Origin of the sequence: Jeongeupia naejangsanensis, assembly GCF_016865585.1 — a bacterium.
In the GTDB taxonomy this organism is placed as follows: Bacteria; Pseudomonadota; Gammaproteobacteria; order Burkholderiales; family Chitinibacteraceae; genus Jeongeupia; species Jeongeupia naejangsanensis.
This window is the reverse complement of the sequence record NZ_JAESND010000001.1, coordinates 1,009,492-1,033,699: the sequence shown is the minus strand read 5'-3', so window position 1 is coordinate 1,033,699 and position 24,208 is coordinate 1,009,492. Positions and strand designations below refer to the sequence as shown.

Sequence of the window (24,208 nt, the reverse complement as noted above, 5' to 3'; positions counted from 1 at the left end):
CGAAAGATGCGGCGTTTTTACTGGCTGCTTGCGTGATCAGCGCTTGCGTTGCGGCGGCAGGTCGGTACAAACGCCCTTGGCCACTTCGGCGGCCATGCCGATCGATTCGCCCATGGTCGGATGCGGGTGGATGGTCTTGCCGATATCCACGGCATCCGCACCCATTTCGATCGCCAGGCAGATTTCGCCGATCATGTCGCCGGCGTGCGGGCCGACGATGGCACCACCGAGGATCTGGCCGTTTTCGGCGTCGAAAATCAGCTTGGTGAAGCCTTCGTCTCGACCATTGGCAATGGCGCGGCCCGAGGCGGACCAAGGGAACACACCCTTCTTGATCGCCTTGCCGTCCTTCTTGGCCTGGTCTTCGGTCATGCCGACCCATGCCACTTCCGGATCGGTATACGCGACGCCCGGGATCACGCGTGCGTCGAAGTAGGCCTTTTCACCGAAGGCATTCTCGGCTGCGACGTGGGCTTCGTGCACGGCCTTGTGGGCCAGCATCGGCTGGCCGACGAGGTCGCCGATCGCGAAGATGTGCGGCACGTTGGTGCGCTGCTGGCTGTCAACGTTGATGAAGCCACGCTGATCGACGATGACGCCGGCGTTCTCGGCGCCGATCTTCTTGCCGTTCGGCACGCGGCCGGTGGCGTGCAGGACCAGATCGTAACGGACCGGTTCCTTCGGTGCGTTTTCACCTTCGAAGGTTGCCCAGATGCCGTCTTCCTTGGCTTCCAGCGCAACCGTTCTGGTGTTGAGCATGATGTTGTCGAAGCGGTGGTTGTTCCACTTGGTCCAGACCTTGACGAGATCGCGGTCGGCACCCTGCATCAGGCCGTCGGTCATTTCGACCACGTCCAGACGCGAACCCAGCGTCGAGTACACGGTGCCCATTTCCAGACCGATGATGCCGCCGCCAAGGATGAGCATCTTGCCCGGTACCGACTTCAGCTCGAGCGCGCCGGTCGAGTCGACCACGCGCGGATCGTCCGGCACGAACGGCAGCTTGAAGACCGACGAACCGGCGGCAATGATGGCCTTGTTGAACTTGACGATCTTCTTCTCGCCGGTCAGTTCCTTGCCCGCGCCCGAAGTCAGTTGCACTTCGATATGGTGCGGATCGATGAAGGTACCGATGCCGCGAACGGTCTCGACCTTGCGGGTCTTGGCCATGCCGGCAAGGCCACGCGTCAGCTGGCCGATGACCTTTTCCTTGTAGCCGCGCAGCGCGTCGATATCGATTTCCGGCTCGCCGAACTTGATGCCGTTCTGGGCCAGGTGGGCGACTTCGTCGATGACGAAAGCGTTGTGCAGCAGTGCCTTGGAAGGCAGGCAGCCGACGTTGAGGCAGACACCGCCCAGTGTGGCGAAGCGTTCGACGATGACGGTCGTCATGCCGAGGTCGGCAGCGCGGAACGCGGCGGAGTAACCGCCGGGGCCGCCGCCCAGAACCATCACTTCGCATTCGATGTCGGCGCCACCGCTGTGGCTGCCGGCTTGCGGTGCGGTGGCCGGGGCCGCTGCGGGTGCCGGTGCAGCTGCGGCAGGGGCCGGAGCGGGAGCCGGTGCTGCCGCTGCCGCACCTGCGGTGACTTCGACCACGGCGATCAGGCCGCCTTCGGAGATCTTGTCGCCGACCTTGACCTTCACTTCCTTGACGACGCCGGCGTGCGTTGCCGGGACTTCCATCGTCGCCTTGTCGGTTTCCAGCGTGATCAGGCTGTCTTCGACGGCGACGGTATCGCCGACCTTGACGAAAACTTCGATGATGTCGACGTTGTCGTGGCCGCCGATATCCGGAACCTTGAGTTCAATCGTGCTCATGGTTGCTTCCATTCAGTTGCCGGCCGGGGTGTACCCGACCGGCCAGAGAGAGGGGCGCCGGCCTTGTGGGCCGGCAGCGGGTATTACAGGACCAGACGACGGATGTCGGCCAGCAGCTTGCCCAGATGCACGGTGAAGCGACCGGCTTGCGCGCCGTCGATCACGCGGTGATCGAAGGACAGCGACAGCGGGCACATCAGGCGCGGCGCGAATTCCTTGCCGTTCCAGACCGGCTTGATCTGGCTCTTGCAGACGCCGAGGATCGCGACTTCCGGTGCATTGACGATCGGGGTGAAGCTGGTGCCACCGATGCCGCCAAGCGAGCTGATCGTGAACGTCGCGCCCTGCATGTCGGTCGGCTTGAGCTTGCCGTCACGCGCCAGAGCCGACAGTTCGGACAGCTCCTTGGTGATCTGCTTCAGGCCCTTCTGGTCTACATTCTTGATGACCGGGACGACGAGGCCGTTCGGCGTGTCGGCAGCGAAACCGATGTTGTAGTACTGCTTCAGCACCAGGTTGTCACCGTCGAGCGACGAGTTCATTTCCGGGAACGCCTTCAGTGCTTCGGCGGCGGCCTTGATGATGAAGGCCAGCGGCGACAGCTTCAGGCCGGCCTTTTCCCATTCCTTGCCGATGGTCTTGCGGAAGTCCTCAAGCTCGGTGATGTCGCACTCGTCGTTGAACGTGACGTGCGGGATGACCACCCAGTTGCGGTGAAGGTTGGCACCGGAGATCTTCTTGATCTTCGACAGCGGCTTGGTCTCGATCGGGCCGAACTTGGCGAAATCGACCTTCGGCCATGGCAGCAGATCCAGGCCCGCGCCCGAACCACCGGTGGCTGCAGCAGCAGCCGGGGCAGCGGCGGCGCCGGACATCACCGACTTGACGAAGCCTTGCACGTCTTCGTGCAGGATGCGGCCCTTCGGGCCGGTGCCCGTCACGCGCGACAGGTCGACGCCGAGGTCGCGGGCGAAACGGCGCACCGACGGGCTGGCGTGGGCTTTCCTGAAGCTCGCGTCATCGATCTTTGCAGCCGGCACGGCAACGGCAGCAGCGGCCGGTACGGGGGCAGGCGCGGCGACCGGTGCCGGTGCAGCAGCGGCAGGCGCCGGTGCGGCCGCAGCCGGGGCGGCAACCGCAGCTGCGGCGCCCTTGACGGTGACGATCAGCGCGCCCTGGGCGACCTTGTCGCCGACCTTGATGGCGACCGATTCGACCACGCCTGCGGCGGTCGACGGCACTTCCATCGAGGCCTTGTCCGATTCGAGCGTGACGAGGCTGTCGTCAACGGCGATGGTGTCGCCGACCTTGACGGTGACCTCGATCACTTCGACGACATCGAAGTTGCCGATGTCCGGGACGCGGACTTCGATGGACTGGGCTGCTGCAGGCGCAGCGGCCGGTGCTGCCGCCGGAGCGGCAACCGGTGCGGGTGCTGCTGCCGGGGCCGGTGCGGCTGCAGGTGCAGGTGCCGATGCGGCGGCAGCCACTTCGAGGACCAGCACAACGCTGCCTTCGGAGACCTTGTCACCGACCTTGATCTTCACTTCCTTGACGACACCGGCGTGGGTCGCCGGCACTTCCATCGTCGCCTTGTCGGTTTCCAGCGTGATCAGCGACTGCTCGACGTCGACGGTATCGCCGACGTTGACCAGCACTTCGATGACGTCGACGTTGTCGTGGCCACCGATATCGGGGACTTTCAGTTCAATGATGTTGCTCATTGTTGTTCCCTGTGAGGGGTTGGGGGCAGGGCGCGACCCTGCCTCGGATCAAACACGTCCGGCCACCGGCCGGACGCCTCACTCATGCAATCAGACGGTCCAGGGGGCCGGACGATCCGCGTTGATGCCGTACTTGGCAATCGCTTCGGCGACCTTGTCGTAACCGATCTTGCCGTCGTCGGCCAGCGCCTTCAGTGCGGCGACGGCAACGTGGAAGCGGTCGACTTCGAAGAAGCTGCGCAGCGCGTCGCGGCTGTCCGAGCGGCCGTAGCCGTCGGTGCCGAGTACCACAAAGCGGTTCGGTACGTATTCGCGGACCTGGTCGGCGAAGGTGCGCTTGTAGTCGGTCGCGGCAATCACCGGGCCTTCCGCGCCCTTCAGGCACTGGGTCACGTACGGCACGTGCTGCTCGGCCGTCGGATGCAGCAGGTTGTAGCGCGAAGCGTTGATACCGTCGCGGCGCAGCTCGTTGAAGCTGGTGGCGGACCAGATGTCGGCGTCGACACCGAAATCGGCCTTGAGCAGATCGGCCGCGGCGATGACTTCGCGGAAGATCGTGCCCGAACCCATCAGCTGGACCTTGAGCTTGCCGGCTTCGCCCTGGCGGAATTTGTACAGACCCTTGAGGATGCCGGCCTCCGCGCCTTCCGGCATCGCCGGGTGCGCGTAGTTCTCGTTCATCAGCGTCAGGTAGTAGTAGATGTTTTCCTGGTCCTGATACATCCGCTTCATGCCGTCCTGAACGATCACGGCCAGTTCGTAGGCGAAGGTCGGGTCGTACGACACGCAGTTCGGGATGTATTCGGCGAACAGCTGGGTGTGGCCGTCCTGGTGCTGCAGGCCTTCGCCGTTCAGCGTGGTCCGGCCGGCGGTACCGCCGAGCAGGAAGCCGCGGGCGCGCAGGTCGCCGGCCGCCCAGGCCAGGTCACCGATACGCTGGAAGCCGAACATCGAGTAGTAGATGTAGAACGGGATCATCGTCACGCCGTGGTTGGCGTAGGCGGTGGCCGCGGCGATCCAGTCGCTCATCGCACCGGCTTCGTTGATGCCTTCCTGCAGGATCTGGCCGGTGGTCGACTCCTTGTAGAACATCAGCTGGTCGGCGTCTTCCGGCGCGTACAGCTGGCCGACGTGCGACCAGATGCCGAGCTGGCGGAACATGCCTTCCATGCCGAAGGTACGCGATTCGTCCGGCACGATCGGCACGACGCGCTTGCCGATGTTCTTGTCCTTGACCAGGGTGCCGAGCAGACGCACGAAGGCCATCGTGGTCGAGCTTTCACGCTCGCCCGACGAGTCGAGCAGCGCCTTGAACGCATCGAGGCCCGGGACCTGCAGCGGCTCGTCGACCGGCTTGCGCGCCGGCAGGTAGCCGCCGAGCGCCGCGCGGCGTTCGTGCATGTACTTGAGCTCCGGCGCATCGGCCGGCGGTGCGTAGAACTTGCACGCCTTGGCTTCTTCGTCGGTGAGCGGAATCTTGAAACGGTCGCGCAGGTGCAGCAGGTCGTCTTCCGACAGCTTCTTGGTCTGGTGGGCGACGTTCTGCGATTCGCCCGCCGCGCCCATGCCGTAGCCCTTGACGGTCTTGACCAGCAGCAGCGTCGGCTGGCCCTTGTGCTCGACCGCAGCCTTGTAGCCGGCGTAGACCTTGTGCGGATCGTTGCCGCCGCGGGTCAGGCGCCAGATGTCGTCGTCGGACATGTTCGAGACCAGTGCCTTCAGCTCCGGGGAGTTGAAGAAGTTCTCGCGCACGTAGGCGCCGTCCTTGGACTTGTAGGTCTGGTATTCGCCGTCGACGACTTCCATCATCCGGCGCTGCAGCAGACCCTTGGTGTCCTTGGCGAGCAGGGAGTCCCAGCCCGAGCCCCAGACGACCTTGATGACGTTCCAGCCCGAACCGCGGAAATCGCCTTCGAGTTCCTGGATGATCTTGCTGTTGCCGCGCACCGGACCGTCGAGACGCTGCAGGTTGCAGTTGATCACGAAGATCAGGTTGTCGAGGTTCTCACGGCCGGCCAGCGAAATCGCGCCGAGCGATTCCGGTTCGTCCATTTCGCCGTCGCCGCAGAAACACCAGACCTTGCGGTCGCCCTTCTGTTCGAAGCCGCGATCGCCCAGGTACTTCATGAAGCGGGCCTGGTAGATCGCCATGATCGGGCCGAGACCCATCGACACGGTCGGGAACTGCCAGAAGTTCGGCATCAGCCACGGGTGCGGGTACGACGACAGACCGCCGCCGTCGACTTCCTTGCGGAACTTGTCGAGCTGGTCTTCGGTGATCCGGCCTTCGAGGAAGGCGCGCGAGTACATGCCCGGCGCGCAGTGACCCTGGAAGTAGACGAGATCGCCGCCGTGGTTATCAGACGGTGCGTGCCAGAAGTGGTTCCAGCCCACGTCGTACAGCGTCGCAGCCGACGCGAACGAGGTGATGTGGCCGCCCGGATCGCCCTTGCCCGGCTTGTTGGCCTTGACGACCATCGCGGCCGCGTTCCAGCGGGTGTACGAACGGATGCGCTCTTCGAACGCATGGTTGCCCGGGCTCTTGGCTTCCAGATGCGCCGGCACCGTGTTGATGTACGCGGTGGTGGCGGTATACGGAATGTTCACGCCATCCTGACGGGCGTGATCGACAAGCTGCTCGACGAGGAAATGCGCGCGTTCGGCGCCTTCGTTGGCCAGGACGCCGTCAAGCGCCTCCAGCCATTCCTGTGTTTCCTGCGGATCGAGATCGTGATGCTGCTCTGCCATTTATGTCTCTACCTTTTAAACTGAAGAGGTTAGTAGTGGTGAGTCGCGGTTCGGCGCTGCGCGATCAGCGCGGCACGTTCCGCTTGTAGTAGTTGATGAGTCCGTTGGTGGACGCGTCGTGGCTCGCGGTCAGGCCCGGCGTGACCAGATCGCTTTCGATCTTCTTTGCCAGTTGCTTGCCGAGTTCGACGCCCCATTGGTCGTACGAGTTCACGTTCCAGATCGTGCCCTGGACAAACACCTTGTGTTCGTACAGCGCGATCAGTGCGCCGAGACGGCGTGGCGTCAGGCGCTGGACCAGAATCGAGTTGGTCGGGCGGTTGCCTTCGAAAATCTTGTGCGGTGCAAGCTCGTCCTGCGCTTCGCCGGTGATGCCGGCGGCAGCCAGCTCGGCGCGCACTTCGGCTTCGTTCTTGCCACGCATGAACGCTTCGGTCTGGGCGAAGTAGTTGGCCATCAGGATGGTGCTGTGCGGTTCCGGGATTTCCGGGTGCTCGATGCTGGCGATGAAGTCGATCGGCACCAGTTGCGAGCCCTGATGCAGCATCTGGTAATAGGCGTGCTGGCCGTTGATGCCGGCATCACCCCAGACCACGGGGCCGGTGTGATAGTCGACGCGGTTGCCGTCGAGGTCGACGCTCTTGCCGTTCGATTCCATGTCCAGCTGCTGCAAATAGGCAGGGAAGCGTTGCAGCGACTGGTTGTACGGCGAGATCAGCTGGGTATTGGCACCGAAGAAGTTCACGTACCAGATGCCGAGCATGCCCATGATCACCGGCAGGTTCTGTTCGAGCGGCTTGTGCTTGAAGTGCTCGTCCATGGTGTAGGCACCGTGGAGCAGATCCTGGTAATCGTGCTTGCCGAGGTAGATCGCAATCGGCAGACCGATGGCCGACCACAGCGAATAGCGGCCGCCGACCCAGTCCCAGAACTCGAACATGTTGTTGGTGTCGATGCCGAACTCGGCAACGGCGCTGGCATTGGTCGAGACGGCGACGAAATGCTTGGCGATGTGCGACTCGTTGCCGACGCGATCGAGGAACCAGGCGCGCGCGGTGCGGGCGTTGGTGATGGTCTCCTGCGTCGTGAAGGTCTTCGACGCGATGATGAATAGCGTCGTTTCCGGGTTCAGCTGCTTCAGCGTCGAGACGATCTGGTCGCCGTCGACGGTCGAAACGAAGTGCATGGACAAGCGCTGGTGACCGAAGTCCTTCAGCGCGTTGCAGACCATCACCGGGCCGAGGTCGGAGCCGCCGATGCCGATGTTGACGATGTCGGTGAAGGCCTTGCCGGTGTAGCCGGTGCGCTCGCCCGAGCGGATTTCGTCGGAGAACTGGAACATCTTCTCCTTGACCGCATTGACCTTGGGCATCACGTCTTCGCCATCGACCAGAATCGGGTTCTTGTCGAGGTTGCGCAGTGCCGTGTGCAGTACCGCACGACCTTCGGTGATATTGATCTTTTCACCGGAGAACATCTTCTCGATGCGCGCCTTCAGCCCCGATTGCTCGGCCAGCTTGAACAGCAGCGACATGGTCTGCTCGGTGACGCGGTTCTTCGAGTAATCGAAGAACAGGCCGCCGGATTCGATCGAGAATTTCTCGAAGCGCTGCGGATCCTGCTCGAACAGCTCGCGCATGTGCAGCGGAGCCACTTCCTGGTAATGCGCGGCAAGCGCCAGCCACGCTGGCGACTGGGTCAACTTCGACATCGACTCTTTCCTTCTCACGTTTTTCTTCACGGTACGGGAGCCGCGGTGGGCCGCGGTCTTTGCTGCTGCTTGTTCAGTTGTCATGCCCGCGAACCCGTTTTTCCTTCAGGTTGCGTTTCATTTTTTCCAGCTGGTCGATCAGTTCCGGGCCGCGCTTGAGCGCGACGCCGACGGCTAGCACGTCGATGATCACCAGATGGACGATGCGGGTGATCATCGGCGTGTACAGATCCGGGTCTTCCATCGTGTCGGCGAACAGGCAGATGTTGCAGCGCTTGGCCAGCGGCGACTTCGAATGGGTGATGCCGATGACGTCGGCGCCCGCATCGCGGGCGATTTCGACCGAGCGCAGCATGTCGAGCGTACGGCCCGAGTTCGATACGGCAACGACGGCGTCGCCGGGCTTGAGCATCGATGCGCTCATGCCGTGCATGTGCGGGTCGGTATAGGCGACCGTCGGCACGCCAAGGCGGAAAAACTTGTTCTGCGCGTCGATGGCGACGGCGCCGGACTGCCCCTGACCCCAGACTTCGATCTTGTGGGTATTGGCCAGCACCTTGATCGCGCGCTCGAGGGCTTCGGTGTCGAGCTCGTTCCGGCAGCGCAGCAGGTGCGAGATGTTGTTGTCGAACAGCTTCTTGGCCAGATCATGGGCCGAGTCGTCGGCCGAGACCATCGAGTGAACGTAGGGCACGCCCGAAACGAGGCTGCGCGTCAGTCGCAGCTTGAAGTCCTGCAGTCCCGAACAGTTGAGGCTGCGGCAGAAGCGGATGACCGTCGGCTGCGATACATCGGCGAGGTCGGCAATCTGGGCGATCGGTGCGTTGGCGACCAGATTCGGCTGAGCCAGCACCAGTTCGGCGACTTTGCGCTCGGACTTGCTCAGGGTGTCGATCACGGTCTTGATACGTTCGAGCATGGTCGGTGGGTCTCACTCATGCGGCGGTTCGGCTGCGCTGTGCGGCCGGCCTCGCCGGGGTCTCTGTCAAACGTGGTTAAAGCCGCGGGGCCCTGTCGGCCCCGCGCATTGTAGGTAACAGACGGTTCAGGCCGTCCAGAACACCGACTTGCCCGTGGTGACGCGGTCGAGTACGCGACGGATCGGGTACTGCAGCGGCACCGGCTTGTCTTCGCCGAGCGCAGTCTGCAGCAGGGCTTTTTTACTGTCGCCGGTAATGTGCACGATCACTTCGCGTGCCTTGGCAATCGTCGGCAGCGTCAGCGTGATGCGCTGGTGCGGCGCGACCGGCGGGGTCACCGCAGCCAGTTGCGCTTCCGATGCGCAGGCGGCTTCGAGCTCGGCGGCGTTCGGGAACAGCGATGCGGTATGGCCGTCGTCGCCCATGCCGAGAATCAGCACGTCAATCGGGGAGGGGAAAATCGCCAGGCGGGCTTCGATCGCGGTCAGCGCTTCGTGCGGCGTGGCCGCACCGTTGACCAGCGAAATGAAATGGGCCTGAGCGGCCGGCCCTTGCAGCAGGTGTTCGCGAACGCTGCGTTCATTGCTGTCTGCGTGGTCGGGTTGCACCCAGCGCTCGTCGACGAGGGTAATGTTGACCCGGCGCCAGTCGATGGCGGCCTGCGCGAGCGCGGCGAACATGCCGGCTGGCGTGCGCCCGCCGGATACGGCTAGGCTGGCTGCGCCGCGTGCATCGATCGCTGCTTTCAGGCGGTCGGCGATGTGGTTTGCCAGCGCCGTGTCGAGCTGTGCTTTCGATGCGAATTCATGCCATTGCAGGGACATCGAGACCTCGGTTTCGTGTATTCGGTGGTAGGCCGCAAGTGTTGCGGCGAGGTGTGCCGATTCGACAGGCCCCTGCCGGTGGCAGGGGCGCGGATGTGATCAGCTTTCTTCGTGCCAGCACAGGCCGTCGCGCGACAGCAGGGCCGACGAGGCCGCCGGGCCCCAGGTGCCGGCTGTGTAGGCCTTGGGCGCATCCGGGCTGGCTTCCCAGGTGTCGATGATCGGTTCGACCCACTTCCAGGCGGCGCGTTGTTCGTCGCGACGGACGAACAGCGACAGATCGCCACGGATCACGTCCATCAGCAGGCGCTCGTAGGCTTCCGGGCTGCGGGTCTTGAAGGTTTCCTTGAAGTCGAGATCAAGGTGAACCGGGCGCAGGCGAAGCTGGTTGCCCGGCTCCTTGGCCGTCACGTACAGACGCATCGACTCGTCCGGTTGCAGCTGAATCACCAGACGATTCGGCGTGCCCATCTTGCCGAAGATCGAGTGCGGTGCTTCGCGGAAGTTGATGACGATTTCGGCCATGCGTTCCTGCAGGCGCTTGCCGGTACGCAGGAAGAACGGTACGCCGGCCCAGCGCCAGGTCTGGATTTCGGCCTTGAGCGCGACGAAGGTCTCGGTCTTCGAATCGGCCGGTACATCCGGCTCGTTCAGGTAGCCCGGTACCGGCTGGCCGCCTACGGCGCCGGCACGGTACTGACCACGCACGACCTTGGTGTGGACGTCTTCGACGGTCAGCGGCTTGAGGGCGCGCAGCACTTTGAGCTTCTCGTCACGCACTGCATCCGCGTCGTACGACGCCGGCGGCTCCATCGCAACGATGGTCAGCAGCTGCAGCAGGTGGTTCTGGATCATGTCGCGCAGCGCGCCGGTCTTGTCGTAGAAGTCGGCCCGGGTTTCGACGCCGACCTGCTCGGTAACGGTGATCTGCACGTCGCGGATCCATTCACGACGCCACAGCGGTTCGAGCAGGGTGTTGGCAAAGCGCAGGGTAATCAGGTTCAGGACCGGCTCTTTACCGAGATAGTGGTCGATCCGGTAGATCTGGTGCTCTTCGAAGTATTCGCCGACCTCGTCGTTGATCTTGTTCGACGATTCGAGGTCATGGCCGAGCGGCTTTTCCAGTACGACGCGGGCATTGCCCTTGGTCAGGCCGACGCCGGCCAGGCTCTTCGAGATCGGCGCAAACAGGTCCGGCGCGGTCGACAGATAGAACACGCGGGCGCGCTTCGGGAACTCGTTCAGTGCGTCGGCGAGCAGGCCGAATTCTTCCGGCTTGTTGGCGTCGATCTTCAGGTATTCGATGCGGGCTGCGAAGGCGGTCCAGTCGGCGTCGTTGTAGTGCGAGCCGAGGTAATCCTTGGCTTTGGCGTGCGCCTTGGCGACGTAGGCTGCGGTGTCGGGCACGCTGCGGCCCAGACAGACGATGCGACCTTCGGCGGGCAGGTTGCCGTCCTGGTGTTGGTGGTACAGCGCCGGCAACAGTTTGCGCATCACGAGGTCACCGGTGCCGCCAAACAGCACCATGTCGAACGCGTCGATCTGGGTCATAGCATCCTTCCTGAGTTATTCGTTGAACTCGGCTGCGTGCGCGTCCATGGGCTTGCCTTGCGCCTGTTGGGCGGGGCCGACGTACGCGCCGAGGTCTGGGCGTAGTAAGACTTCGTAATGTTACTACATGCCTAAAAAACGGCGCAAACGCTTTTGGCCGTCTGCGGGATTTCCCGAACTCCAATTGCTGAAAAAACCAGCAAACCCGCGCTGTTGCACGATAATGGTGCGTTGCGGCATTGCCGCTTGGTAAGCAGTTATGGTTGAGTTTGGTAGGGGGTTGTAGTAAAACTACGCCATAATTCTTGCGGCATTTACTACCGTGATCTATGCAGTCGCGTGCATCGGGTACGGTCAAACCGGAGTTCGTCATGGCATTACATCCCCGTCTTACCGAAGTTACGGCCCGTATCGTCGAACGCAGCCGTGAATCCCGCACCCGCTATTTGCAGCGCCTCGAAGCCGCAGCGCAAAAGGAGCCGGTCCGCAAAGGCCTGGCCTGTACCAACCAGGCGCATGCTTGGGCGGCCGCGCCGGAAGGCGACAAGATCATGATGCGCGAGATGCGTCAGCCGAATATCGCGATCGTTTCGTCGTACAACGACATGCTGTCGGCGCACCAACCGCTCGAAACCTACCCGGCGATCATCAAGGCGGCCGTGCATGAAGTCGGCGCCACCGCACAGTTTGCTGGCGGCACACCGGCGATGTGTGACGGCGTCACGCAGGGCCAGCCGGGCATGGAGCTGTCGCTGTTCAGCCGCGACGTGATTGCCATGTCGCTGGCCGTAGGCCTGTCGCACAACGTTTTCGACGGCATGCTCTGTCTGGGGGTGTGCGACAAGATCGTCCCGGGCCTCTTGATCGGTGCACTGCAGTTCGGCCACCTGCCGGCGATTTTCGTGCCTGCGGGCCCGATGACTTCGGGCATCTCGAACAAGGACAAGGCCAAGGTTCGCCAGCTGTTCGCCGAAGGCAAGGCCGGCCGCGAAGAGCTGCTGGCATCGGAAGAGGGCAGCTACCACGGCCCGGGTACGTGTACCTTCTTCGGTACCGCCAACTCGAACCAGATGCTGATGGAAGTGATGGGCCTGCACCTGCCGGGCGCCGCTTTCGTCAACCCGAATACTCCGCTGCGCGATGCGCTGACTGCCGCTGCGGCCCGCCGTGTTGCGCAGATCACCGCGCTCGGCAACGAGTTCCTTCCGGTCGGCAAGGTCATCGACGAGAAGGCCGTCGTCAACGGTATCGTCGGCCTGCTGGCGACCGGTGGCTCGACCAATCACACGATCCACCTGGTTGCGATCGCCAAGGCGGCCGGCATCAACATCAACTGGGACGATTTCCACGATCTGTCCGAAGTCGTGCCGCTGCTGGCCCGCGTCTACCCGAACGGCTCGGCCGACGTGAACCACTTCCACGCGGCCGGTGGCATGGGTTACCTGATCCGTGAGCTGATCGATGGCGGTTTCCTGCACGACGACGTACTGACCTGCACCGGTCACGGTCTGCGTACCCATTCGCAGGAACCGTTCCTCGGCGACGACGGCAAGGCCGTCTGGCGCGAGGCGCCGCTGCAGTCGGCCGACGACAGCGTATTGCGTCCGCATACCCACCCGTTCAGCAAGGACGGCGGTCTGAAGGTGCTCGAAGGCAATATCGGCCGTGCCGTGATCAAGGTCTCGGCGGTCGCCGAGGAACATCGCGTGGTCGAAGCGCCGGCCATCGTTTTCGATGATCAGGATGACGTGCTGGCTGCTTTCCAGCGGGGCGAACTCGAGAAAGACTTCATCGCCGTGCTGCGTTTCCAGGGGCCGCGTGCCAACGGCATGCCGGAGCTGCACAAGCTGACGCCGGCACTCGGCGTGCTGCAGGATCGCGGCTTCAAGGTCGCGCTGGTGACCGATGGCCGCATGTCGGGCGCGTCGGGCAAGGTGCCGGCGGCGATCCACATCACCCCGGAAGTCGTCTCGGGTGGCCCGCTCGGCAAGGTGCGTACCGGTGACGTCATCCGTCTGGATGCGGTGACCGGTGACCTGGTCGCCAAGGTTGACGCGGCCGAATGGGCCAAGCGCGATTGCGCGACTGCCGACATGGCCAAGAACGGTCATGGCATGGGTCGTGAACTGTTTGCCGGTTTCCGCCTGCAGGCGACCGGTGCCGAAGAAGGTGCGCTGAGCCTGGGCCTCGCGCACTGATGTCATTGCCAGCCGGCCCGTATCGGGCCGGCGTTCACTTATCGCTTAACTCATAGGAATTCTGCCATGCAAATTCGTGAAATCATGCGTTCGTGCTCGGTCATGCCGGTGCTGGTGATCGAGAACGTCGAACATGCCGTGCCGCTGGCCAAGGCGCTGGTCGAAGGTGGTATTCGCGTGCTGGAAGTGACCCTGCGGACCGATGCCGCGCTCGCGGCCGTCAAGGCAATCACCGAAAACGTGCCGGGTGCGATCGTCGGCGTCGGTACCGTTGTTCGCCCCGAGCAGTTCGCCCAGGCGCAGGCCGCTGGCGCCGTGTTTGCCGTTACGCCGGGTCTGACCCCGAAGCTGGCCGCTGCTGCGCGCGAAGCCGGCATCCAGTTGCTGCCGGGCGTGATGACGCCGTCCGAAGCCATCGCTGCGCTCGAAGAAGGTTTCGATGCGCTCAAGCTGTTCCCGGCTGAACAGGCCGGCAGCCTCGGCATGCTCAAGGCAATGGGTGGTCCGCTGCCGCAAATCCTGTTCTGCCCGACCGGTGGCGTGACGCTGGAATCGGCGGCCAAGCTGCTGGCGCTGCCGAACGTCGGTTGCGTGGGCGGTTCCTGGCTCGCGCCGAAAGACATGGTTGCCAAGGGTGACTGGGCCGGCATCACCCAACTCGCCCGCGAAGCGGCCGCGCTGCGTCCCTGATCGCCGCAGGTCAACGGAAGGGACGGGCAAGTGCCTTGTCCGTCTCCTTCGACTGGTAAACTGGGGCTTGCGCAATGATCCATCTACCTATGACGGTCGCGTAAGTCCCTAATGTACGTACGATGCTTGTCATGGCACAAAGGCACCCTATGCCGGTGCTTGTATGCTCTGACCGTCCAATCTGTTCCATCCTCTATTTCTGGAGATGATCCATGGCTATCAAAGTAGGTATCAATGGTTTCGGCCGTATCGGCCGCATGGTATTCCGTGCTGCTGTCTACAACTTTGCGGACGACATCGAAATCGTCGGTATCAACGACCTGTTGGAGCCGGATTACCTCGCCTACATGCTCAAGTACGACTCGGTGCATGGCAAGTTCAAGGGTGACGTGAAGGTTGAAGGCGGTCATCTGGTCGTGAACGGCAAGACGATCCGTCTGACTGCCGTCAAGGACCCGGCCGAACTGAAGTGGGGCGAGATCGGTGCCGATATCGTCGTCGAATCGACCGGCCTGTTCCTGACCAAGGAAACCGCCGAGAAGCACATCGCCGCCGGCGCGAAGAAGGTCATCATGTCGGCGCCGTCGAAGGACGACACCCCGATGTTCGTTTACGGCGTGAACGACAGCACCTACGCCGGCCAGAACATCATCTCCAACGCCTCGTGCACCACCAACTGTCTTGCTCCGATCGCCAAGGTCATCAACGACAACTTCGGCATCAAGCGCGGCCTGATGACGACCGTCCATGCTGCGACTGCAACGCAGAAGACCGTTGACGGCCCGTCGAACAAAGACTGGCGCGGTGGTCGCGGCATTCTGGAAAACATCATTCCGTCGAGCACCGGCGCAGCCAAGGCTGTCGGCGTGGTGATTCCGGAAGTGAAGGGCAAGCTGACCGGCATGTCGTTCCGCGTTCCGACGTCGGACGTTTCGGTGGTCGACCTGACCGTCGAGCTGAACAAGGAAGCGAGCTACGAAGAAATCTGCGCCGCCGTGAAGGCTGCGTCGGAAGGCCCGATGAAGGGCGTGCTGGGTTACACCACCGAGAAGGTCGTTTCGACCGACTTCCGCGGCGAAGCCTGCACCTCGACGTTCGACGCCGATGCCGGCATTGCACTGGACAAGACCTTCGTGAAGCTGGTTGCCTGGTACGACAACGAGTGGGGCTATTCCAGCAAGGTGCTGGAAATGGTCCGCGTGATGGCTGCCAAGTAAGCACAGGCCTTCGCACCCAACAAAAAACCCGCTTCGGCGGGTTTTTTGTTGGGTGCGTGGCGCCAGTCCGATGGTTGCAGCATGACAGTGGATGGGGTCGATCGAGGTGTATTGTGCAATATGATCTGGCCTTTTTTGTATGCGAAGCAATACGTGAAGGAGTAACTAATTCCTTATAAAACAGCCATGTACGGCGGACTTCTTATTTGTCGTGTTGTATGTGGGCAACGGTTTTTAGGAGGCAGGGCAAGCAGGTTTGCCGGTAGCAAGTCGATTCTTTTATTCTGGCTCCGTAGAGCAAGGTTGCGTCAGACGTACCGCAAATCGTGCTGTTACGGCTGGTTCTTCATCTAATTAGAAAGAAACCAACTCTCGTATCTAGGAGACCTATAAATGTTCAAACGTGCTCTGGTTGCTGCTTCCCTGGCAGCTGCTTTCGCGGCTCCGGCTTTCGCCGAAGTCACCATCGGCGGTTCGATCGAATCGGACATCTATATCCACGGTTCGAATGCCGACGGCATCCGTGATGAAGTCGAACTCGACGTTGAGCCGCGTCTGTTCTTCTCGGGCAGCGACAAGCTGGACAACGGCTCCAAGGTGATCTGGAAGATCTGGACCGGTGTTGAAAACTACCGTGCCCAGAACGACAAGACTTGGGGCAATCGTGAAGCTTGGGGTGGTTGGCAAGGCGATTGGGGTACCCTGCGCTTCGGTCGCATCTACACCCCGTCGTACCTGAAGCTGGACTGGCCGTATGGCAACCTCGGCGGTGCTATGCACGTTGCTGAGCTGGGTCTGGTTGCTTACAACCCAGACAACTCGATTGCATACGACTCGCCGAACTGGGGTGGTTTCTCGTTCTCGGGTTACTACTCGTTCCTGGGTCAGCAAAACCAGGTTGACGGTGTTGACCAAGAATACATGTTCGACGTGACCGCCGGTTACTCGGGCGGTGGTTTCATGATCGACGCAGGTTACCAAGAAGCTGCTGCAAACTCGCTGGTCAAGCAAAACGGCGCTGACGTTCTGGTTCACCAAGAAGACCCGAGCAAGTTCTGGTTCGTGGCCGGTGGTTATAACTTCGGTGCCTTCACCCTTAAGGGTGGCTACAAGGGTTGGGAAAATTCGTGGGGCGGCCAAACTGGCGACCAGAACCAATACTTCGTGCAAGGTATCTACTCGGCTGGCAAGCACACCGTTGGTGTGACTTACAACTACTTCGACGATGTCGATGGCGTGAAGCTTGCTGATGGTAGCAAGGGCAAGCTGGAAGACAGCTCGAGCCAAGTGGTTTACGGCCAGTGGAACTACGCGCTGTCGAACAACACCTCGGCTTACGTTCAGGGTCGTTATGCTTGGAACGACAAGAACGGTGTAATCGGTGCTGATTACGCAAACAACGGTCACGCTGATTCCAGCAGCTACCGTCTGCTGTTCGGTACCTGGACCGGCTTCTAATCGATTCGTTTGATTCGATTTGCCAGTTCAGAAAGGGCGACTTCGGTCGCCCTTTTTTCATTTCTACGGCGCCCTGTCTGGGGCGCCGTTTGAATTTGTAGCCTACGGTATTTGCCCTACATTCGGCACCTGATCGGCGATCACCTGATATCAGCAATAACTTATGTTGCCTACGCTTAGCTTGCGAGGCTGCCAATGGGCGGCCTGAGACGAGGAGAGATATAAGAATGCAAGCTGTGCGTATGGCGGTGGGGGTAGCGGTCCTGGCAATGGCGTTTGCGGCGAATGCGGCCGAGGTCGAGGTGTTGCACTGGTGGACCTCCGGCGGCGAGGCCAAGGCTGCCGGCGAGCTCAAGAAGATGCTCGAAGCCAAGGGGGACAAGTGGAAGGATTTTGCCGTTGCCGGGGGCGCGGGCGAGAACGCGATGACCGCGCTGAAGGCGCGCGTCGTGTCCGGCAATCCGCCGGCGGCTGCGCAGATCAAGGGCCCGGCGATTCAGGAGTGGGGTGCCGAGGGCGTTCTGGCGTCGATCGATGACGTCGCCAAGAAGGATGGCTGGGACAAGGTGCTGCCGCCGGCCGTGTCCAACGTGATGAAGTACAAGGGTCAGTACGTGGCCGCGCCGGTCAATGTGCACCGGGTCAACTGGCTGTGGGTCAATCCGGTGCTGCTGAAGAAGGCCAACGTCAAGGCGCCGACAACATGGGACGAGTTCTTCAAGGTGGCGGATGCCCTGAAGAAGGCGGGCATCCAGCCCGTGGCTTACGGTGGCCAGCCGTGGCAGGATGCGACCGTGTTCGAAACCGTTGCCCTTGGCGTCGGCGGCGCGGATTTCTACAAGAAAGCCTTCGTCCAGCTCGATCAGGCCACGCTGAAGGGCCCGACCATGGTCAAGGTGCTCGAGACCTACAAGCGGATCAAGCCGTACACCGACAAGGCCAGCGCTGGCCGTGAGTGGAATCTGGTCACGTCGATGGTGATCAACGGTACTGCGGCGATGCAGTTCATGGGCGACTGGGCCAAGGGCGAGTTCCTCGCCGCCGGCAAGGTGCCGGGCAAGGACTTCCTGTGCGTGCCGGCGCCGGGTACCGCGAATGCCTACACCTTCAATATCGACAGTTTCGTGATGTTCAAGCTGCCGAACAAGGATGCGGTCAAGGGGCAGAAGGATCTGGCCGAAACGCTGATGAGCCCGCAGTTCCAGGAACTGTTCAACCTCAACAAGGGGTCGATCCCGGCGCGCATGGGCATGGACATGTCCAAGTTCGACGACTGCGGCAAGAAGTCGGCGGAAGACTTCAAGGCCGATGCGGCCAAGGGCATGCTGCTGCCATCGTTCGCGCACGGCATGGCGATGTATTCCGCGACGCAAGGGGCAATGTACGACGTCATTTCGCAGTTCTGGAACGACGATGCTGCCAATGCCCAGAAGACCGCCGAAAAGCTGGCCACGGCCGCCAAGGTTCGCTGATCCGGAAGGTGGGTGCCGCGCTGCGCAAAGACGCAGCCGGCTGCCGTCTCTGCCGGCCGGGCAATGCCCGGCCGGATCTTGCCTGCCCTGGAGGTTCACATGTCCGTGACGTCGCGCCCGGCGCACTACGGTTTTGCCGAGCACTGGTTGCCTCGGCTGGTACTGGCACCGTCGTTCCTGCTAGTCCTGGTTTTTCTGTACGGTTTCATCGCATGGAACGGCGCCCTGTCGTTCACCGCATCCCGGTTGTTGCCCAACTACGAATGGGTCGGACTCGCGCAGTACGAGGCGCTGTTCGCCAGCGAACGCTGGTGGGTAGCGGTTCACAACCTGTTCATTTTCGGCGTGCTTTTCATCGGCGGCGCGATGGTCGTCGGCATCGTGCTGGCCATCCTGCTTGACCAGAAGATCAGGCTAGAAGGCGCGCTGCGGACGATCTATCTCTATCCGCTGGCCTTGTCCTTTATCGTCACCGGTACGGCCTGGGGCTGGATGCTCAATCCGGGGCTGGGGCTGGAAAAACTGATGCATGACTGGGGCTATGCCGGCTTCAGCTTCGACTGGCTGGTCAATCCGGACCGGTCGATCTACACGATCGTCATTGCCGGCATCTGGCAATCGTCGGGTTTCGTGATGGCGCTGTTCCTTGCCGGTTTGCGCGGCATCGACGATTCGATCATCAAGGCGGCGCAGATCGACGGTGCCAGCCTGCCGCGCATCTACTGGCGCATCATCCTGCCCGCCATGCGCCCGGTGTTCTTCTCGACACTGATGATTCTTGCGCACATCGCGATCAAGAGCTTCGACCTCGTCATGGCGCTGACTGGTGGCGGCCCGGGTTTTTCGTCCGACCTGCCGGCCACGTTCATGTACCAGATGGCGTTTACCCGCGGCCAGATGGGCCTGGGCGCCGCGAGCGCGATGATGATGTTGGTGACGGTGTCGGCCGTTGTCGTGCCTTACCTGTATTCCGAGCTGCGGAGGAGTCGCCATGTCTAAACCCTGGCGAGGCGTCCTGTACGCCGTGCTGCTGATCGCGGCCGTGTATTACCTGCTGCCGCTCTACGTCATGCTGTCGACGTCGTTGAAGACGATGGACGAAATCCGTGGCGGCAATCTGCTGTCGCTGCCCGGTGCCATCAGCTTCGATGCATGGCGCAAGGCCTGGGGTACGGCGTGCACCGGTATCGAGTGTTCGGGTCTGTCCGGCTATTTCTGGAACTCGGTGCGGATGGTGATTCCGGCGGTGCTGATTTCGACCGCGCTCGGCGCACTCAACGGCTATGTGCTGTCGAAATGGCGCTTCCGTGGTTCAGAACTGGCATTCGCGATGCTGCTGTTCGGGCTTTACATCCCGTTCCAGGTGCTGTTGCTGCCGATGGCGCAGACGCTCGGCTGGTTCGGGCTGGCACGGTCGATGGCCGGGCTGGTGTTCGTTCATGTCGTCTGCGGCATTGCCGGTACCACGCTGTTCTTCCGCAACTTCTACGTCGGCATTCCGGACGAGCTGATCAAGGCGGCCCGGCTCGACGGCGCGGGCTTCTGGCGCATCTTCCTGCGCATCGTGCTGCCGATGTCGTTGCCGATCCTGATGGTGACGCTGATCTGGCAGTTCACACAGATCTGGAACGACTTCCTGTTCGGGCTGGTGTTTTCCAGTGGGGAAAGCCAGCCGATCACCGTCGGCCTGAACAACCTCGCGAACACCTCGACCTCGGTCAAGGAATACAACGTCAACATGGCTGCTGCGTTGATTGCCGCGCTGCCGACCATCGCCGTCTATGTACTGGCGGGCAAATACTTCGTGCGCGGCCTCGCGGCCGGCGCGGTCAAGGGATAAGGGGAAAACCGATGGGTGCATTGGCCATCAAGAACGTCACCAAGCGTTTCGGTGACACACACATCCTCAAGGGCATCGACATCCATGTCGATTCGGGCGAGTTCCTGATTCTGGTCGGGCCGTCGGGTTGCGGCAAATCGACGCTGATGAACATCATTGCCGGGCTCGAGTCGCCGACCAGCGGCGAGGTCCACATCGCCGACCGTGTGGTCAACGATGTGGCGCCGAAAGACAGGGATATCGCAATGGTGTTCCAGAGCTACGCGCTGTATCCGACGATGAATGTCCGGCAGAACATCGCCTTCGGTCTGGAAACCCGCGGCGTACCGAAGAGGGAGCAGGAAGAGATCATCGCGCGGGTGGCGAAAATGCTGCAGATGGATCATCTGCTCGACCGCAAGCCCGGGCAGCTCTCGGGCGGCCAGCGCCAGCGCGTTGCGATGGGCCGGGCGCTGGCGCGCAACCCCAAGCTCTTCCTGTTCGACGAGCCGCTGTCCAACCTCGATGCCAAGCTGCGCGTCGAGATGCGTACCGAGATCAAGCAGCTCCACCACCGGCTGAAAACGACGATCGTCTACGTCACGCACGACCAGATCGAGGCGATGACACTGGGCGACAAGATCGCGGTGATGAAGGACGGCATCATCCAGCAGTTCGGCAGCCCGCAGCAGATCTACGATGCACCGGCGAACCTGTTTGTTGCGGGTTTCATTGGTTCGCCGTCGATGAACTTCATTCCGGCGCATCTGGCCAGCGAGGGGGGGGCGATCGGGGTCAGCCTGCAGAGCGGGGAGGCCGCCTGTTTCGTACCGCTGCCTGACAGCCAGCGCTTTGCGCGCTATGTGGGCAAGCGCGTGATCGTCGGCATCCGCCCGGAGCAGTGGGATGTCGCTAACGACGGCGGCGGACTGGACTGCAAGGTCGACCTGACCGAGCCGACCGGGCCGGACACCATCGTGTTCACGCAGATCAACGGCATCGAAGTGCAGGCACGCCTGCACCCGCGTGATGCACGCGCACCGGGTTCGGTGCTTCATCTGCGGCCGGACATGGGCAAGGTGGTGCTGTTCGATACGGAAACCGAAATCCGGATCGGTTGACTTCCTCGGTCGGGACCGCGTCCCGGCTTATCGACAGCCCCGCTTCGCGCGGGGCTTTTTTTCTGCTGGACGTTACAGGCCGCGTCGTTCGACCAAAGCCTGCGCCAGCGTGCTCGGGTCGACGTGTTCAAGCTCGCCACCGACCGGCAGGCCGCGTGCAATGCGTGAAACCTTGAGGCCGCGGGCGCGCAGTGTTTCGGCCAGATAGTGCGCGGTGGCTTCGCCTTCGACGGTGAAATTGGTCGCGAGAATGACTTCCTCGACCTCGCCGTCGCTGGCGCGTTCGAGCAATCGTTCGAAGGCGATGTCCTTGGTGCCGATGCCGTCGAGCGGGCTCAGCCGGCCCATCAGCACGAAATACAGTCCCTGGTAGGCGAGCGTCTGCTCGATCATCAAGAGGTCGGTCGGCATTTCGACCACGCACAGCTGACGCCGGCTGCGCTCGTCGTCCAGACAGATCTCGCACACTTCGGCTTCGGTGAAGGTATTGCAGTGACGACAATGCGCGAGCGTGCGGATTGCATACTCGATCGCGTGGGCCAGGTTGGCGGCGCCGGCCTGATCGCGCTGCAACAGGTGATAGGCCATACGGCTGGCCGACTTGGGGCCGACGCCCGGCAACACCTTGAGCGCCTGGATCAGTTGCTGGAGCGAGGAAGGGACGGTCATGGCGGAAGGTGCTTGCAAAAAGGGGCGCGAAGAACGCGCCCCGTTCGGAATCGCCGTTCGATCAGAACGGCATCTTGAAGCCCGGGGGCAGCGGCAGGCCGGCGGTCATGCCGGACATGCGCTCCTGGCTGGTTGCTTCGGCCTTGCGCTGTGCGTCGTTGAAGGCCGCGGCAATCAGGTCCTCGAGCATGTCCTTGTCGTCGGACAGTAGCGAATCGTCGATCGCGACGCGCTTGACCACGTGGCTGCAGGTCATGACGATCTTGACCATGCCGGCGCCAGCCTGGCCTTCGACTTCGACGTTGGCGAGTTCTTCCTGCGCTTTCTGCATTTTTTCCTGCATTTTTTGCGCTTGTTGCATCAGTTGGCCAATGCCACCCTTGTTGAACATGATGTGCTCCTGAGTGTGAAGATCGACGGCAGCCGCCGTCAGAGTGGTTTGATCGAATCGGGCAGGACGGTGGCGTCGAAATCGCGCACCAGCGTCTGCACAAACGGGTCATTCTGGATCTCGGCTTCGGCTTCGCCTTGACGTTGCTCCTTTTCGCGCAGCAGTTGCGCGGCCGGGGTGTCGCCACTGGCTTCGCCCAACGTCACGATCAGCTGGACCGGGCGGTCAAAGTGCTGTGACAGCGCTTCGCGCAGTTTGTCCTGGAAGTCGCGGGTCGCGACTGCGCGGTGGGCATCGGAGACCAGCAGCTCGAAACGGTCGTCCTGCCAGTCGAGCAGCTCGGCGTTCTGCGCCAGCATGCCGGCGGCGCCAAGCTTGAGCTGAACGACCAGTGCACGCCAATCGCCGTCGAAAGGGGTGGCGGGCGCTGACGCAGATGCTGCTGGCTGTACCGGCTGTGCGGGGGCCTCGTGCTCAGGGAAAGGCGCGCGTGGCGCCGGTTCTCCCGCCGGCGTGGCCTCCTCCCAGGGCGGCACATCCTGTACTGCTGCCGGAGCTGGTCTTGCGGGGACACTCTGGACTGCAGGTGCAGGTGCAGGTGCAGGTGCAGGTGCAGGTGCAGGTGCAGGTGCAGGTGCAGGTGCAGGTGCAGCCTGTGCCACGACGGGAGCCGGCGCGGCAACAACCGGTGCTGCCGGGCGAACCGGCACAACGCGCTCGGGTTGCTGTGGCGATGCAACGGCATCGCCGGACGTGCGCTGGGGCAGTTGCGCCAGCGCAGCCGCGTCGCTCGGCGCAAAGGCCAGCATGCGCAGCAGCGTCATCGTGAAGCCGGCATACTCGTCCGGCGCCAGTGGCAGGTCACGCCGGCCATGCAGGACGATCTGGTAGTAAAGCTGGGCATCCTCGGGCGACATGGCCGCGGCCAGTGCGACGATGGCGTCGCGGGTCGGCAGATCGTCGGCCAGTGCGCCGGGAACCATTTGGGCGACGGCGATCTGCTGCAGCAAATGGGCCAGCTCGCTGAGCGCGGCTTCGAACGACAATCCGCGGCCGGCGATATCGTCGGCGGTCGCAAGCAGCTGTGCGCCGTCACGGGCGAGCAATGCGTTCAGCAATTCGAACAGGTAACCCTGATCGACCGCGCCCAGCATGGCCCGGACGCCGGCTTCTTCGACCTTGCCGGCGCCATAGGCGATCGCCTGATCGAGCAAGGACAGTGCATCGCGCATCGAGCCGTTGGCAGCGTGGCCGAGAATCGGCAGCGCGCCGGGCTCGAAGGCGATCTGTTCGGCGTCGAGCACCTTGTGCAGATGACCCGAGACCTGCTGCGGTGTCATCTGCCGCAGCGAGAACTGCAAACAGCGGCTCAGCACCGTGATCGGCACCTTCTGCGGATCGGTGGTCGCGAGGATGAATTTGACGTGGCCCGGCGGCTCTTCCAGCGTTTTCAGCATCGCGTTGAACGCGCTCTTCGAGAGCATGTGCACTTCGTCGATGATGTACACTTTGAACCGCCCGGCCGTCGGCGCGTACTGCGCGTTGTCGAGCACTTCGCGAATGTTGTCGATGCCGGTGTTCGACGCCGCATCGATCTCCAGCAGGTCGACAAAGCGCCCCGCGTCGATCTGCGTACACGCCGCACACACGCCGCACGGTTCGGCGGTGATGCCGGTCTCGCAATTGAGCGCCTTGGCCATGATCCGCGCGATGGTCGTCTTGCCGACGCCGCGGGTGCCGGTGAGCAGGTAGGCGTGATGCAGGCGCTCGTTCGCGAAGGCGTTCGCGAGTGCCTTGATCACGTGTTCCTGGCCCACGAGCTGGGCAAAGGTCTTGGGGCGCCACTTGCGGGCGAGAACTTGATAAGCCATGCC

The 24,208-nt window shown here is 62.5% G+C and carries 18 protein-coding genes; 8 read left to right on the top strand and 10 right to left on the bottom strand.

Annotated features, from left to right (window positions below):
- Nucleotides 1-36: 36 nt before the first annotated feature.
- From lpdA to zwf, 7 genes are all read right to left on the bottom strand, one after another.
- The gene (gene lpdA, locus JMJ54_RS04955; RefSeq protein ID WP_203536815.1) at nucleotides 37-1,821 is read right to left on the bottom strand and encodes a dihydrolipoyl dehydrogenase; all 1,785 of its coding nucleotides are present in this window, start codon (nucleotides 1,819-1,821) and stop codon (nucleotides 37-39) included.
- Between the two features lie 83 nt (nucleotides 1,822-1,904).
- On the bottom strand, nucleotides 1,905-3,545 hold the full coding sequence (aceF, locus tag JMJ54_RS04950; RefSeq protein WP_203536814.1) for a dihydrolipoyllysine-residue acetyltransferase: 1,641 nt from the start codon (nucleotides 3,543-3,545) through the stop codon (nucleotides 1,905-1,907).
- 90 nt (nucleotides 3,546-3,635) lie between these two features.
- The gene (gene aceE / locus JMJ54_RS04945; RefSeq protein ID WP_203536813.1) at nucleotides 3,636-6,293 is read right to left on the bottom strand and encodes a pyruvate dehydrogenase (acetyl-transferring), homodimeric type; all 2,658 of its coding nucleotides are present in this window, start codon (nucleotides 6,291-6,293) and stop codon (nucleotides 3,636-3,638) included.
- 64 nt (nucleotides 6,294-6,357) lie between these two features.
- Nucleotides 6,358-8,004 carry a glucose-6-phosphate isomerase gene (gene pgi / locus JMJ54_RS04940; RefSeq protein ID WP_203536812.1) on the bottom strand — a complete coding sequence of 549 codons (1,647 nt, stop codon included), beginning with the start codon at nucleotides 8,002-8,004 and terminating at the stop codon, nucleotides 6,358-6,360.
- 73 nt (nucleotides 8,005-8,077) lie between these two features.
- Nucleotides 8,078-8,923, bottom strand: coding sequence for a transcriptional regulator HexR (gene hexR / locus JMJ54_RS04935; RefSeq protein WP_203536811.1), 846 nt, complete (start codon nucleotides 8,921-8,923; stop codon nucleotides 8,078-8,080).
- A 126-nt stretch (nucleotides 8,924-9,049) separates the two neighbouring features.
- A complete protein-coding gene (gene pgl / locus JMJ54_RS04930; RefSeq protein ID WP_203536810.1) occupies nucleotides 9,050-9,748 on the bottom strand; it encodes a 6-phosphogluconolactonase in 699 nt (232 codons plus the stop codon).
- A 99-nt stretch (nucleotides 9,749-9,847) separates the two neighbouring features.
- Entirely contained in the window at nucleotides 9,848-11,299 is a 1,452-nt protein-coding gene (gene zwf / locus JMJ54_RS04925) for a glucose-6-phosphate dehydrogenase (protein WP_203536809.1), read from the bottom strand.
- 371 nt (nucleotides 11,300-11,670) lie between these two features.
- On the opposite strand from zwf, the gene edd reads away from it, so the two are divergent.
- The 8 genes from edd to JMJ54_RS04885 all read left to right on the top strand — a co-directional run bounded on the left by edd (nucleotide 11,671) and on the right by JMJ54_RS04885 (nucleotide 21,274).
- Entirely contained in the window at nucleotides 11,671-13,497 is a 1,827-nt protein-coding gene (edd, locus tag JMJ54_RS04920; protein ID WP_203536808.1) for a phosphogluconate dehydratase, read from the top strand.
- Between the two features lie 66 nt (nucleotides 13,498-13,563).
- Nucleotides 13,564-14,187 (top strand): bifunctional 4-hydroxy-2-oxoglutarate aldolase/2-dehydro-3-deoxy-phosphogluconate aldolase, encoded by a 624-nt coding sequence (eda, locus tag JMJ54_RS04915; protein ID WP_203536807.1) that lies wholly within the window; start codon nucleotides 13,564-13,566, stop codon nucleotides 14,185-14,187.
- A gap of 212 nt (nucleotides 14,188-14,399) precedes the next feature.
- The gene (gene gap / locus JMJ54_RS04910) at nucleotides 14,400-15,404 is read left to right on the top strand and encodes a type I glyceraldehyde-3-phosphate dehydrogenase (RefSeq protein WP_203536806.1); all 1,005 of its coding nucleotides are present in this window, start codon (nucleotides 14,400-14,402) and stop codon (nucleotides 15,402-15,404) included.
- A 393-nt stretch (nucleotides 15,405-15,797) separates the two neighbouring features.
- Nucleotides 15,798-16,862 carry a porin gene (locus JMJ54_RS04905; RefSeq protein ID WP_203536805.1) on the top strand — a complete coding sequence of 355 codons (1,065 nt, stop codon included), beginning with the start codon at nucleotides 15,798-15,800 and terminating at the stop codon, nucleotides 16,860-16,862.
- 227 nt (nucleotides 16,863-17,089) lie between these two features.
- Entirely contained in the window at nucleotides 17,090-18,334 is a 1,245-nt protein-coding gene (locus JMJ54_RS04900; RefSeq protein WP_238999857.1) for an ABC transporter substrate-binding protein, read from the top strand.
- Nucleotides 18,335-18,433: 99 nt separating this feature from the next.
- Nucleotides 18,434-19,333 carry a carbohydrate ABC transporter permease gene (locus JMJ54_RS04895; protein ID WP_203536804.1) on the top strand — a complete coding sequence of 300 codons (900 nt, stop codon included), beginning with the start codon at nucleotides 18,434-18,436 and terminating at the stop codon, nucleotides 19,331-19,333.
- The gene (locus JMJ54_RS04890; RefSeq protein WP_203536803.1) at nucleotides 19,326-20,174 is read left to right on the top strand and encodes a carbohydrate ABC transporter permease; all 849 of its coding nucleotides are present in this window, start codon (nucleotides 19,326-19,328) and stop codon (nucleotides 20,172-20,174) included. Before JMJ54_RS04895 ends, JMJ54_RS04890 begins: the two co-directional genes overlap by 8 nt.
- 11 nt (nucleotides 20,175-20,185) lie before the next feature.
- Nucleotides 20,186-21,274 (top strand): ABC transporter ATP-binding protein, encoded by a 1,089-nt coding sequence (locus tag JMJ54_RS04885; RefSeq protein ID WP_203536802.1) that lies wholly within the window; start codon nucleotides 20,186-20,188, stop codon nucleotides 21,272-21,274.
- Between the two features lie 72 nt (nucleotides 21,275-21,346).
- Here the strand turns inward: JMJ54_RS04885 and recR are convergent, their stop codons facing one another.
- The 3 genes from recR to dnaX form a co-directional block, all read right to left on the bottom strand.
- Nucleotides 21,347-21,943 (bottom strand): recombination mediator RecR, encoded by a 597-nt coding sequence (recR, locus tag JMJ54_RS04880; RefSeq protein WP_203536801.1) that lies wholly within the window; start codon nucleotides 21,941-21,943, stop codon nucleotides 21,347-21,349.
- 61 nt (nucleotides 21,944-22,004) lie between these two features.
- Nucleotides 22,005-22,334 (bottom strand): YbaB/EbfC family nucleoid-associated protein, encoded by a 330-nt coding sequence (locus JMJ54_RS04875; RefSeq protein WP_203536800.1) that lies wholly within the window; start codon nucleotides 22,332-22,334, stop codon nucleotides 22,005-22,007.
- A gap of 38 nt (nucleotides 22,335-22,372) precedes the next feature.
- Nucleotides 22,373-24,205, bottom strand: a complete 1,833-nt coding sequence (gene dnaX / locus JMJ54_RS04870; RefSeq protein ID WP_203536799.1) for a DNA polymerase III subunit gamma/tau — start codon at nucleotides 24,203-24,205, stop codon at nucleotides 22,373-22,375.
- Between the last annotated feature and the right edge of the window lie 3 nt (nucleotides 24,206-24,208).

What these genes read in the sequence shown, in the direction of transcription:
- aceE (WP_203536813.1), bottom strand. Translation starts at nt 6,293, where the DNA reads ATGGCAGAGCAGCATCACGATCTCGATCCGCAGGAAACACAGGAATGG.
- JMJ54_RS04900 (WP_238999857.1), top strand. Translation starts at nt 17,090, where the DNA reads ATGCAAGCTGTGCGTATGGCGGTGGGGGTAGCGGTCCTGGCAATGGCG.
- JMJ54_RS04885 (WP_203536802.1), top strand. Translation starts at nt 20,186, where the DNA reads ATGGGTGCATTGGCCATCAAGAACGTCACCAAGCGTTTCGGTGACACA.
- zwf (WP_203536809.1), bottom strand. Translation starts at nt 11,299, where the DNA reads ATGACCCAGATCGACGCGTTCGACATGGTGCTGTTTGGCGGCACCGGT.
- aceF (WP_203536814.1), bottom strand. Translation starts at nt 3,545, where the DNA reads ATGAGCAACATCATTGAACTGAAAGTCCCCGATATCGGTGGCCACGAC.
- JMJ54_RS04895 (WP_203536804.1), top strand. Translation starts at nt 18,434, where the DNA reads ATGTCCGTGACGTCGCGCCCGGCGCACTACGGTTTTGCCGAGCACTGG.
- recR (WP_203536801.1), bottom strand. Translation starts at nt 21,943, where the DNA reads ATGACCGTCCCTTCCTCGCTCCAGCAACTGATCCAGGCGCTCAAGGTG.
- pgl (WP_203536810.1), bottom strand. Translation starts at nt 9,748, where the DNA reads ATGTCCCTGCAATGGCATGAATTCGCATCGAAAGCACAGCTCGACACG.
- pgi (WP_203536812.1), bottom strand. Translation starts at nt 8,004, where the DNA reads ATGTCGAAGTTGACCCAGTCGCCAGCGTGGCTGGCGCTTGCCGCGCAT.
- hexR (WP_203536811.1), bottom strand. Translation starts at nt 8,923, where the DNA reads ATGCTCGAACGTATCAAGACCGTGATCGACACCCTGAGCAAGTCCGAG.
- JMJ54_RS04875 (WP_203536800.1), bottom strand. Translation starts at nt 22,334, where the DNA reads ATGTTCAACAAGGGTGGCATTGGCCAACTGATGCAACAAGCGCAAAAA.
- edd (WP_203536808.1), top strand. Translation starts at nt 11,671, where the DNA reads ATGGCATTACATCCCCGTCTTACCGAAGTTACGGCCCGTATCGTCGAA.
- gap (WP_203536806.1), top strand. Translation starts at nt 14,400, where the DNA reads ATGGCTATCAAAGTAGGTATCAATGGTTTCGGCCGTATCGGCCGCATG.
- JMJ54_RS04905 (WP_203536805.1), top strand. Translation starts at nt 15,798, where the DNA reads ATGTTCAAACGTGCTCTGGTTGCTGCTTCCCTGGCAGCTGCTTTCGCG.
- JMJ54_RS04890 (WP_203536803.1), top strand. Translation starts at nt 19,326, where the DNA reads ATGTCTAAACCCTGGCGAGGCGTCCTGTACGCCGTGCTGCTGATCGCG.
- lpdA (WP_203536815.1), bottom strand. Translation starts at nt 1,821, where the DNA reads ATGAGCACGATTGAACTCAAGGTTCCGGATATCGGCGGCCACGACAAC.
- eda (WP_203536807.1), top strand. Translation starts at nt 13,564, where the DNA reads ATGCAAATTCGTGAAATCATGCGTTCGTGCTCGGTCATGCCGGTGCTG.
- dnaX (WP_203536799.1), bottom strand. Translation starts at nt 24,205, where the DNA reads ATGGCTTATCAAGTTCTCGCCCGCAAGTGGCGCCCCAAGACCTTTGCC.